Origin of the sequence: Kitasatospora sp. NPDC004799 (genome assembly GCF_040609095.1) — a bacterium.
Lineage (GTDB): Bacteria > Actinomycetota > Actinomycetes > Streptomycetales > Streptomycetaceae > Kitasatospora.
Genome location: NZ_JBEXJK010000263.1, coordinates 1 through 11529 on the forward strand (window position 1 = coordinate 1; position 11529 = coordinate 11529).

At 74.1% G+C, this 11529-nt stretch carries 10 protein-coding genes; 8 read left to right on the forward strand and 2 right to left on the reverse strand.

Annotation, left to right across the window (positions count from 1 at the left end; all coding sequences use genetic code 11):
• Positions 1-343: 343 nt before the first annotated feature.
• Complete coding sequence (locus ABZW03_RS27655; RefSeq protein WP_355263784.1) at positions 344-706, forward strand: DUF1304 domain-containing protein; 363 nt, start codon at positions 344-346, stop codon at positions 704-706.
• A gap of 5 nt (positions 707-711) precedes the next feature.
• Positions 712-1269: a TetR/AcrR family transcriptional regulator gene (locus tag ABZW03_RS27660; RefSeq protein ID WP_355263758.1), complete on the forward strand. Its 558-nt coding sequence runs from the start codon at positions 712-714 to the stop codon at positions 1267-1269.
• Between the two features lie 56 nt (positions 1270-1325).
• Here ABZW03_RS27660 and ABZW03_RS27665 read toward each other — a convergent pair whose 3' ends face one another.
• Positions 1326-2798 carry a PHB depolymerase family esterase gene (locus ABZW03_RS27665; RefSeq protein ID WP_355263761.1) on the reverse strand — a complete coding sequence of 491 codons (1473 nt, stop codon included), beginning with the start codon at positions 2796-2798 and terminating at the stop codon, positions 1326-1328.
• Positions 2799-3006: 208 nt separating this feature from the next.
• The gene (locus ABZW03_RS27670; protein WP_355263764.1) at positions 3007-5115 is read right to left on the reverse strand and encodes a glycogen debranching N-terminal domain-containing protein; all 2109 of its coding nucleotides are present in this window, start codon (positions 5113-5115) and stop codon (positions 3007-3009) included.
• Between the two features lie 131 nt (positions 5116-5246).
• On the opposite strand from ABZW03_RS27670, the gene ABZW03_RS27675 reads away from it, so the two are divergent.
• From ABZW03_RS27675 to ABZW03_RS27700, 6 genes are all read left to right on the forward strand, one after another.
• Positions 5247-6281 (forward strand): LacI family DNA-binding transcriptional regulator, encoded by a 1035-nt coding sequence (locus ABZW03_RS27675; protein WP_355263766.1) that lies wholly within the window; start codon positions 5247-5249, stop codon positions 6279-6281.
• A 136-nt stretch (positions 6282-6417) separates the two neighbouring features.
• Entirely contained in the window at positions 6418-7671 is a 1254-nt protein-coding gene (locus ABZW03_RS27680) for an extracellular solute-binding protein (protein WP_355263769.1), read from the forward strand.
• A complete protein-coding gene (locus ABZW03_RS27685) occupies positions 7661-8758 on the forward strand; it encodes a sugar ABC transporter permease (protein ID WP_355263772.1) in 1098 nt (365 codons plus the stop codon). The genes ABZW03_RS27680 and ABZW03_RS27685 overlap by 11 nt, the downstream gene beginning before the upstream one ends.
• Positions 8745-9641, forward strand: coding sequence for a carbohydrate ABC transporter permease (locus ABZW03_RS27690; protein WP_355263775.1), 897 nt, complete (start codon positions 8745-8747; stop codon positions 9639-9641). The genes ABZW03_RS27685 and ABZW03_RS27690 overlap by 14 nt, the downstream gene beginning before the upstream one ends.
• Before the next feature lie 154 nt (positions 9642-9795).
• The gene (locus tag ABZW03_RS27695) at positions 9796-11082 is read left to right on the forward strand and encodes a lipase (protein WP_355263778.1); all 1287 of its coding nucleotides are present in this window, start codon (positions 9796-9798) and stop codon (positions 11080-11082) included.
• Between the two features lie 11 nt (positions 11083-11093).
• On the forward strand, positions 11094-11529 hold a 436-nt coding region (locus tag ABZW03_RS27700), incomplete at its 3' end, for an alpha/beta hydrolase (RefSeq protein WP_355263781.1).

Here is an 11529-nt window from a genome sequence, read left to right on the forward strand (position 1 = left end):
ACCTGGGTCGGTTCCTCCGGGAGGCCGACCGGGAAGCCGAGGCGGACGGCGCGGTCGTGTCGGGGGACGAGGAGTACGACACCGCGGGCCCCGATCACGCTCGACCTCACAGGTTGCAGGGGCGGTCTCCCCGCAGTGTCCCCGCCTCCGCCGCCCGGCGGGAGAGCCCGGGCACCCTCCGCGGGGGAAAGGCCCGGTGTCCCCAAAGGGCAGGCCGCCCGCGCACCCCGGCCGTGCTCCCGCCTTCGTCTGCCCTCGGCACCCGGCCACGTCACGCATTCCTGGACACCTGTCCAGCTATAGTGGACACCTGTCCATGAAATTCAAGGGCTGGGAGGCCTCCGTGGAGACGACCGCGAACGTGCTGGTGGGCCTGGTGGCCGCGCTGCACGCGTACATCCTGGTGCTGGAGATGTTCCTGTGGGAGAAGGAGCCGGGCCGCAGGCTCTCCGGCTTCGACGCGACGATGGCCCGGTCCACCACCCGGCTCGCCGCGAACCAGGGCCTCTACAACGGCTTCCTGGCCGCCGGGCTGGTCTGGGGCCTGATCGCGGAGGATCCGACCGGCTTCCGGGTCCAGGTCTTCTTCCTCGTCTGCGTCCTGGTCGCCGGCCTGTACGGCGGGCTCACCACCAACCGGCGGATCCTCCTCGCCCAGGCGACGCCCGGGGCCCTGGCTCTCGCCGCCGTCCTGCTCGCCCACTGACCGCCGTGCCGACGGATCCCCGGACGGAACGGACCCGGGCCAAGCTGCGCCAGGCGCTGCTGGAGGAGTGCGCGCACCGGCCGCTGGCGGAGGTCAGCGTCACCGCCGTGGCGCGCCGGGCGGGCGTCGGGCGGGCCACCTTCTACCTCCACTACGCCACCCTGGAGGCGCTCGCCGTCGACGCCTGCGCCGACGTCGTCCGCGAGGCCGTGGACGCCCTGCACGCCTGGCGCGGCACCGCCGATCCCGCCGCCCCGCCGCCCGACCTGCTGGCCTTCTTCGACCGGCTCGCCGCCGAGGCCGGGCTCTACCGGGAACTGCTGAGCCCGGGCGGCGGCGGCCCGCTCGGCCAGGTGCTCCACCGGGACCTGCGCGCCCGCAGCCGGGCCGAGCGCACCCTGGTCGGCGCGCCCGCGCCGGACCTGTTCGCCTCCGCCGTGGCCGCCACCTTCGTCGGCGTCCTGGCCGACTGGCTGCACGGCCTCGTCGAGGCCACACCCGCCCAGATCGCCCGGTGGGTCTGGCGCATCCTCATCAACCTGCACCGCACCCCGCTGTCCTGACGCCCCGTCCACCCCGTCCGGGCTCGACGGGGCGGGCGGGGAGCGGCGGAGCCCGGTCAGCAGCCGCTGTCGGCGATCACGTAGTAATCGGCGGCGGTCTCCTTCAGGGTGTGGGTGGTGAAGAGGTTGTACAGGCCCATGTCCTGCTCGGAGCCGTTGGCGTAGGCGTGGCCGCCACCGGTGTGGGCGCGGCCGGCGGCGACCTGGTCGTAGTTGTTCGCGGTGAAGCACCGGGCCGCGTGGCCGGTGGTGGTCGCGGTCACGGCGGCGGACCGGGTCCCGGCCGTCCCGGCGGAGTCGACGGCCGCGACGGTGTAGGAGTAGCCCGTCCCGGCGGTCAGACCGGTGTCGGTGAAGCCCGTACCGGTGACGCCGCCCACCTTCGCGCCACCGCGCCGGACCTCGTACGAGACCGCGCCGCCGACCGGGGACCAGCCGAGCGTCACGGTGGTGTCGGTGGTGCCGGTGACCACCAGCCCCGTCGGCGCGGGCAGCGTGGTGCCGCCGCCGTCCCCGCCGGTGCCGTCGAGGCCCCAGAACAGAGCGGTGTGGTAGCTGGAGCAGATCGTGTCGAGGTAGTACGCGCCGGTCGCACCGCACTGCCCGGTCCCGGAGCCGGGGTCGACGGCCAGGCCGTGCGCCATGCCCGCGATCGAGTAGAGCTGGACGGCGGGCCTGCCGCTCGGGTCCTCGTACTCGCTCAGCGTGGTTCCGCCGCTGAGGTCCCGGGTCCTGGAGGCGGTCTGGGAGATGCCCCGGACGTCGGTCCACTGGTCGCGCAGTTCGGTGCCGTTGACGGGCTTGACGGTGGTGTCGGCCGTTCCCTGCCAGATCGCGACCCGCGGGTACGGACCGGTCCAACCGGGGTACGAGGAACGGACCTTGTCGCCCCACTGCTTCGGGCTGAGGTTCTGGCCGCTGTACTGACAGCCGCTCGCGCCGCCCTGCGTAGTGGCGCACTGGGCGGGCAGGCCGGAGTCGACGGCGCCGCCGGCGAAGACGTCCGGGTAGTCGGCGAGCAGGTTCGCGGCCTGGCCGCCGCCCGCCGACAGCCCGGTGACGAAGACCCGTCCGGGGTCGCTGCCGTACCGGGCCACCGCCGTGTCGACCATCTGCCGGACGGACAGCGCCTCGCCCCGGCCGCGGGTGCTCTGCGCGGAGTCGAACCAGCGGAAGCAACTGAGCGCGTTGTTGGTCGAGTTGGTCTGCGGATACACCAGCGCGAAGCCGTACCGGTCGGCGAACTGCGCCCAGCCGGAGTGGCCGTGGTAGTCGGCGGCGCTCTGCAGGCAGCCGTGCAGGGCGATCACCAGCGGCCGGCCGGCGGCCAGGCCGTCGGGCGCGTAGGTGTACATGGCCAGGTTGCCGGGGTTCGACCCGAAACCGGTGACCTGGGTGAGGCCGACGGCGGAGGCGGTGGGGGCGCCGGCCGTCAGCAGTCCGACGGCGAGCGCGAGCGCGCCGGTGGCGGCGGAGAGCCGGCGGCGCAGGCGGCCTCTCGTACGGGGTGTGCCGGGCGAGCGGGTCATGGGGGGCTCCTGGGTGGGGTGGGGGCAGGACCGCCGGGCCCACCGGAGCCGCCTGCGACAGGCGGGCCGTCCCGGCGGGCCGGGGGCTGTGACGTGCATCATGCGGCCGGTCACAACCTCCGGTAATGGCACGGGAATCCACCCTTGGCCCGCCCACCGTGTGCCGGTGCTCCACACCCGCCCGCGCCGCCGGGCCGGTCGTCGGGCGTCAGTGCTCCCCGACGGCCGTCGCGACCTCGAAGCCGTCGGGGGCGCGGAGGTCGATCGCGCCGGTGTGGTCGGTGGTGACCTCGACCGGCAGGCCCGCCACCGTCAACCCGGTGATCCGCAGGGACTCGTAGCCGGCCGGGGCCTGGGCGCGGACCCGCAGCCGCCGGGCGGGGGCGTCCGCCTCCAGGCCGAGCACCGACTGGAGGACGGCGACGGCGGAGGCGGCGGCCCAGGCCTGCGGGCGGCAGGACGCCGGGTAGGGGACCGGGCGGGCGTACCGGTCCCGGGGGTAGCCGGCGAACAGCTCGGGCAGGCGGTGGCCGAAGGCGGCCGCGGCGCGCACCAGGCCGTCGGCGAGCGGCGCGCCGGCCGCGTGCAGCCCGGCCCGGGCCAGGCCGCGGACGGCGATGGCGGTGTCGTGGGGCCAGACCGAACCGGTGTGGTAGCCCAGCGGGTTGAAGCCGGTCGTGCCGGTGTCCAGGGTGCGCAGGCCGAACCCGCTGTCCAGCCCGGGGGCGGTGAGCCGCCGGGCGACCAGCGCGCTCTCGTCGTCGTCGAGCAGGCCGGTGCCGAGCAGGTGGCCCATGTTGGAGGCGATCGAGTCGACCTTGCGCTTGTCCCGGTCGAGGGCGACCACGGGGTACCGGCCGTGGTCGTCCTCGGCCCAGAAGTGGGCCCGGAAGCGCAGCCGCAGCTCCCGCGCCCACTGCCGCCGGCGGTCGCCTCCCGGCCGTCCGAAGGCGTCGAGCAGCGCGGCCGCGGCGACGGCGGCCTCGTGGGCGTAGCCCTGGACCTCGCTGAGCGCGATGGGCGCCTCGGCGATCCGGCCGTCCCGGAAGCGGATGCCGTCGGAGGAGTCCTTCCAGCCCTGGTTGGACAGGCCGGTGCCGGAGCTGTCGACGTATTCGAGGAAGCCGTCGCCGTCGGCGTCGGCGTGCCGGTCCAGCCAGCCGAGGGCCGACTCCAAGTGCGGCAGCAGCTCCGCCACCTGCTCGTCCGGCATTCCCCAGCGCCAGGCGTCGTGCAGCAGGACGATCCACAGCGCCGTGGCGTCGGCCGTCCCGTAGTAGCAGGGCGGCAGCCGGGAGCCGGCGTCGAGGCGCTGCTCCTCGCGGCGGACCTCGTGGAGGATCCTGCCGGGCTGTTCCTCGGTCGCCGGGTCCACCGCCCGCCCCTGACGGCGGGCCAGGGTGCGCAGGGTGCCGGCGGCGAGTTCAGTGCCGAGCGGGAGCATCATCCGGGCCGCCCACAGCGAGTCCCGGCCGAACAGGGTGAGGAACCAGGGCGCTCCGGCGGCGAGGAAGTGGTCGGCGGGCCGCAGCGGGTCGGTGAGCAGCAGGGCGCGCAGGTCCCGGTGGGAGCGGTCGAGCCAGTGCGCGAGCGGGTGGCTCAGGCCGGTCACCTCCGGGGTGTTCCACGGGCGGGCGGCGGAGCCCGGAGCGGGGAAGAGGTCGCCGTCGCGGTGCTCGGCGGTGCACTCCAGGACGGCCTGCCAGCTCTCGCCGGGCCCGAGTTCGAGGTCGAACCCCAGGGCGCCGGGCTGCGGGCCGAGGTGGTCGGGGGCCGGCGCGAGGGTCAGGGCCGCACCGAGCGGGCCGTCCGTCCAGCGCAGCCCCTGGCCGTCCCGGGCGGGGGCGACGGGGGCGGGCGTACGGCCGGACTTGACCGCGTCCATCGCGGCGAAGTCGCTCTCGACGCGCAGGTCGAGGCGGCACCGGGCGGTGCGGCCGCCCGCGTTGCGGACGGTGTAGCGCTCCACCAGACGGCCGGGCCGCAGCTCCCGGCGGCGCTCCAGGGTCACCGCGGGGTCGGGGGTCAGCTCGGCGAGGCCGCGTGGCACGGTGACGAAGACGGTCTGCCCGTCGCCGCCGTCCACGGTCGCGACCGGGGAGTCGGGCACTCCCGCGAAGCCGACCTCCAGGCGGGAGAGGATCCGGCGGTCCCCGTGGTAGAAGCCGTCCGCGCCGCCGGCGATCCGCCCGTCGGGCCTGGAGGCGCAGAAGCTGGGGGCGGCCACCGACAGCTCGGTGTCGTGCAGGAACGGTTGGAGTCCGTCCACCGCGGCGGGTGCGGCGTTCTGCTGCGGGGTCTTGACAGGTGCTTCCACTCGGCCGCAACCTTTCCGTCGTCGAGGTCGTTGGAGCGTTCCAAGACTCTAACTGCCCTGACAGGACCACGGAAGAGCGAATTGGCACGCTCCAGACCCGGTCGTCCGGGACTGAACCTAGGATCGCCGTCATGCACGCAGACTCATCCCCCCAGCAGAAGCCCGGCTCGCCCGTGACCCTGGAAATGGTCGCCGCGTGGGCCGGCGTGGGCCGCCAGACGGTGTCCAACGCCATCAACTCCCCCGGCCTGCTCCGCCCGGAGACGCTGGAGCGGGTCCAGCGCGCGATCGACGAGCTCGGCTACCGGCCGAACCGCGCCGCCCAGGCGCTGAAGACCAGGGCCAGCAAACTGATCGGCTACGGCATCCGCGACAGCGGGACGGGCGCTCCCAACCCGGTGCTCGACCAGTTCCTGCACGCGCTCGCCCAGTCCGCCGACCAGGCCGGGTACCGGGTGGTCCTGTTCGCCGTCGCCTCGGCCCGCGACGAACTGGTGCGCTACCAGCAGCTGTTGGACGAGCACGGCGCGGACGGCTTCGTGCTCAGCGGCACCGAGCGCAACGACCCCCGCCAGCACTGGCTGCACGACCGCGGCGTCCCGTTCGTCGCCTTCGGCCGGCCCTGGTCCGGCCGGGACGTCGGCGACTGGGTCGACGTCGACGGCGCGGCCGGGACGGCGGCCGCCGTCCGCCACCTCGCCGGGCTCGGCCACGAGCGGATCGGCTTCCTCGGCTGGCCGAAGGGCTCCGGCGTCGGCGACGACCGCGCGCGCGGCTGGCAGGGCGCGATGCTCGAACTCGGGCTGTCCACCCGCGGCCGCCGCGCCGAGAGCCCGGGCGACCCGGCCGCCGCCGAGTCCGCCGCCGAGCGGCTGCTCGCCACCGGGGTGACCGCCGTCGTGGCCGCCAGCGACGCCCTGGCCCTCGGCTGGTACCAGGCCCTGCGGCGCGCCGGCCGCGCACCCGGCCCGGACGCGGCCGTCATCGGCTTCGACGACTCCCCCATCGCCCCCCTGGTCCTGCCCGCGCTGTCCAGCCTCGCCCAGCCGCTCGACGCGGTCGGCGGCGAGTGCATGCGCCTGCTCATCCAGCGGCTGAACGACCGAGGGCGACCCCGGGAGCACGTCCTCCTCGCCCCCCGGCTGGTCCTGCGCGAGAGCCAGTGACCGGCGGCCCGCCCCGATCCGCCCTCAGCCCGCCGCGAAGCCCGTCGCGAAGTTCCCGCGAAGCCCGCCGCATGCCCGTCGCGAAGCCCTCCCCGAAGCCCCCGAGCCTCCACCCCGACCACCAGGGAGATCCCGCATGGCCACCACCCGCACCCTCGCCGCGGCCGCCGTCTGCGCGGCCCTCGCCGTCGGCGCCGTCACCGGCTGCTCCTCCTCCGGCGGGTTCGGCGACTCCCCGGCCGCGCAGGCCTCCGGCGGCCACCAGAGCCTGACGGTGCTGATCGCCACCTCCGGCGAGGCCGAGACCGCCGCGGTCAAGGCGGCCACCGCCGCCTGGGCGCAGCGGACCGGAAACACCGTCACGGTGCAGCTCGCGAGCAACATCAACCAGCAGCTCGGCCAGGCCTTCGCCGGCGGCAACCCGCCGGACCTCTTCTACGTCAACTCCGACCAGTTCGCGAACTACGCCAAGGGCGGCTCGCTCTACGCGTACGGCGACCTGATACCGGACGCCGCGGACTTCTCCGAGCAGCTGCGCAAGGCCTTCAGCCACGACGGCAGACTCACCTGCCTGCCCAAGGACAGCTCCACCCTGGGCCTGGCGATCAACACCGACCTGTGGAAGCGGGCCGGCCTGACCGAGGCCGACTACCCCACCACCTGGCAGCAGCTCGCCGACGACGCCGCCAGGCTCACCGGGGACGGCGTCACCGGCCTCGTCACCACCCCCGACTACCAGCGGCTCGGCGCCCTGATGAAGGAGGCCGGCGGCTGGATCACCGACCCCGGGCAGACCACGATGACCGCCGACAGCCCGGCCAACCGGCAGGCGCTGGAGTACCTGCGGTCGCTGATGAAGGCCGGCTCCGCCAAGTACGTCGCCGAGGTCGACGCCGGCTGGGGCGGCGAGGCGCTCGGCAAGGGCAGGGCCGCGATGACCATCGAGGGCAACTGGCTGAAGGGGGCGATGGCCAAGGACTACCCGAACGTCCCGTACAAGGTGCTCCCGCTGCCCGCCGGCCCGGCCGGCCCCGGCACCCTGGCCTTCAGCAACTGCTGGGGCATCGCCGCCAGGAGCACCCACCGGGCCGCCGGCGTGGACCTGGTCAGGCACCTGACCAGCGCCGAGCAGCAGTTGGCGTTCGCCAAGGCCTTCGGCGTGATGCCCTCGCGCACCAGCGCGCTCGCCGCCTACGCCCAGCGGTACCCCGAGTCCAAGGCCTGGGTCGACGGCGTCGCCGGCTCCCAGCCGCCGGTCACCATCGCCGGGTTCAACCAGGTGCTCACCCAGTTCAACGCCGACCTCCAGTCGCTGCGGACGGGCGACCCGGCGGCCGTCCTCGGTGCCCTCCAGCGCAACGGCGAGCAGGCGCTCAAGCATGCCGAGTAGCAGCCCCGCCCGTGTCGGCGTTCGTACGAAGGCCGGGCGCGGCCTGCGCGAGGGGGCCTGGGGCTGGCTGTTCACCGGCCCGATGGTGCTCGTCCTCGGCCTCTTCCTGGTCCTGCCCGTCGCGATGGCCCTGTGGGTCAGCCTCCTGCACTGGGACGGGCAGTCGAACCCGTTCAGCGGCAGCGCCGACTTCGTCGGCCTGGACAACTACCGGCGGCTGCTCACCGAGGACGGCCTGGACCGCACCCTGTTCGCCACCTCGCTGCGCAACACCCTGTACTACGTGCTGCTGACCGTACCGCTCCAGACGGTGCTGGCACTCGTCCTCGCCCTCGCCGTCAACCAGCGGATGCTGCGCGGCCGCAGCGCGCTGCGCACGGTGTTCTACTTCCCGTCCGTCACCAGCTCGATCGCCGTCTCGACGGTCTTCCTCTTCCTCTTCCAGGGCAGCGGCGCCGTCAACCGGGTGCTCGGCCGGCTCGGGGTCGAGGGCCCGAACTGGTTCGCCGACCCGCGCGGACTGGTCTGGCTGGTGCTCGGCCGGTTCGGCGTCGAGCAGCCGGCGCCGGGCGCGGGCGGGCCGCTCGGACTGCCCTGGTCGGAGTGGTTCGCCGGGCCCTCGGTGGCCATGTGCACCCTGATCCTGATGGCGGTCTGGACCACCTCCGGCACCTTCATGCTGATCTTCCTCGCCGCCCTCCAGGACGTCCCGCGCGAACGGGAGGAGGCCGCCGCCCTGGACGGCGTCAACCGACGCCAACTGCTGCGCCACGTCACGCTGCCGGCGCTGCGGCCCGTCCTGTTCCTGGTCCTCACCCTCGGCCTGATCTCCACCTGGCAGGTCTTCGACCAGGTCTACGTGATGGGCAGGGGCGCCCCCGGCAACACCACCCTCACCCCCGCCTACCTGTCCTACTCGGCCGGCTTCGACAACGCCGACTACGGGCAGGGCGCGGCCGTCGCGTTCGTCCTGCTCGGCCTGGTCCTGCTGTTCACCGCCCTCCAGCGGTGGGTGCTGCGGGAGCGGGACGGCACGCCGCGACGCGGCCGCCGGAGCCCGAAGGGAGTCCGCCGTGCCGGGAACTGACGCCCCGCGCGCCGAGGGCCGCCCCGTCCTCGGCCGCTTCCCCCGGCCGCTGCGGTACCTCGGCTACGCGGCCCTGACCGGCTTCGCGCTGCTCTACCTGCTGCCGTTCCTGCTGCAGCTGGCCAACAGCGTCAAGACCGACCCGGACGCGGCCGCCCACCCGATGGCGCTGCTCCCGCAGGACGGCACCCTCGCCCCCTACCGGCGGCTGTCCGGCCTGGCCGACGGCGTGGAGGACGTCCCGCTCCTGCGCTGGCTGGGCAACAGCGTGGTGGTGACCGTCCTGGTCACGGCCGGCCGGGTGCTGTTCGACTCGATGGCGGGCTACGCGCTGGCCCGGATCCGCTTCCCCGGCCGCCGGCTGCTGTTCGCCTTCGTGCTGGCCGTGATGGCGGTGCCGGGCGTGGTGCTGCTGATCCCCAAGTTCCTGGTGCTGAAGAGCTTCGGCATGTTCGACACCTACGGCGGGATGGTGCTGCCGCTGCTGGTCGACGCCGCCGGCGTCTTCATCATGAAGCAGTTCTTCGCGTCGGTGCCGCGCGAGATCGAGGAGGCCGCCCGGATCGACGGCGCCGGGACCTTCCGGATCTTCCGGTCGGTCGTGCTGCCGATGTCCCGGCCCGCGCTGATCACCCTCACGGTGCTCTCCTTCCAGGGCTCCTGGAACGAGTTCACCCACGTCCTGGTCTCCACCCGGCCCGGCGACCACGACACCCTGACCACCGGCCTCGCGCACTTCGTCGCCGGCGGGGTCGGCTCCGGCACCCAGTACCCGCTGAAGCTGGCGGCGGCCCTGGTCTCCACCGTCCCGGTGGCCGTGCTGTTCTTCCTCTTCCAGCGGCACTTCGTGCGCGGCGCCAACTCGGGCTCGCTGAAGGACTGAGCCCCGGACGCGGTGCCCCTCGGGGCCCGCCTCCTGGCCAGGTGGCCGACGGCCATACCGGGACGGCCGGGGTGTGCGCCGCCACCATAGGGACGGCACTCCGACCTTCGTACGGTGTCGCTCATCGAACCTCAGCGTGGAGGAGTGAACGCACATGTGGAGCAGCGGACGCCGTAGGCGAAGAGGACTGGGCTGGGTGCTCGCCGGCGTGCTGGCGCTGATGGGTGCGGCCGTCCCGTCGGTACCGGCCGCGGCCGCGGGCGCGGTGCCGGCCAACCTGACCCTGGAGGCGACCTACGGCAGCGTCGCCAACGGCTGGGACCGCGTCGAGCGGTACCTCGACACCACCACCGGCTTCCGGCAGGAGCAGTACCCGCCGGACGGCCGCGGCAACCAGGACGGCCAGCGGCTCACCTTCTTCGGCGGCGTCAAGCAGCCCTTCTCCGGCCGCTTCCTGCTCTACTCGGCCCCGGGCTGGAACACCGGGGCGCACCAGGTCCCGGTGCTGCTGGTGCACGGCGCCAACGACAACCCGGACCGCGCCTGGGCCAACCCCGGCGAGTCCGGCGGCTACGGCTGCGGCGCCGCCTCCTGCCCGAGCACCGGGCTGATGCAGAACCTGGCCGGGCGGGGCTACCGGGTCTTCGCGATCGGCTTCGCGCACAAGCAGGGCGACAACCTGATGCAGGCCCAGGCGGTCGGCGACGCCGTCGCGCTGATCCGCGCCAAGCTCGGCGTCCCGCAGGTGGACGTGGTGGGCTGGAGCAAGGGCGAGATGTCCGCGCGGGCGTACGTGTCCTCGGTGAAGCCCGCCTGGGGCCGCCCGTACGCGGGCGACGTCCGCAAGCTGATCACCCTCGGCGGCCCGAACGGCGGCTACGACTACCCCTTCGCGCACGGCTGGGCGCACGACTTCTCGATCTGGCCGCAGTGCGGCGGCGCGATCAACGCCCCCTCCCCCCACCTGCGCATGACCTGCTACGGCACCTACACCGCGCACCCGGAGTTCTCCTTCGCCCCCGCGAGCGGCTACGACGTCTACCCCGGGCAGCGGCAGATGCTGGCCCGGTGGGACTCGGTGTTCGGCGTCGACCAGACCCAGCAGGACTGGTACACGACCTACTACGGCGGCCAGGGCTTCTACACCGACGGCAGCGGCATCCAGACCGCGATCGACGCCGGATCGCTGATCATCCCGCTGCACCAGGCCGGGGTGCCCTCCTCGGTGACGGCGTACCTCCTGGCCGGCGGCACGCCCAGCGTCCTCGGGATCTTCAACGAGAACCGCGGCCCCAGCGACGGCGTGGTCTTCGTGGCCAGCGCGCTGGACACCACCGGATTCGGCACCGTCGGCGGCACCGCGCTGATCGCCTTCGCCAATCACCTGCAACTCGGCTGGGACAGCGCGGCGAGCGCGCAGGTCGCCGGCTGGCTGAACTGAGGACGACCCCGATGATCACCGATCGACTGACGACGACCGACCGGCTGACCGTGAACCACGCCGAGATCGAGGGCCGCACCGGCGAGCCCGTGGTCCTGGTGCACGGCAACGTCTCCTCCGGCGTCTTCTGGCACTCGACCATGACCGCGCTCCCCGCCCGCTACCGTCCGCTGGCGCCCGACCTGCGCGGGTTCGGCGGCACCGAGCCGCTGCCGGTCGACGCCACCCGGGGCCTGCGCGACCACAGCGAGGACCTGCTCTCCTTCCTCCGGGAGCTGTCCCTCGGCCCGGTGCACCTGGTCGGCTGGAGCATGGGCGGCGGTGTGGTGCTGCAACTGCTGCGCGACCACCCGGAGCTGGTGCGCTCGCTCACCCTGGTCAACCCGGTCTCCCCGTACGGCTTCGGCGGCACCCACGGGGTGGACGGGCGGCTCAACTCGCCCGACG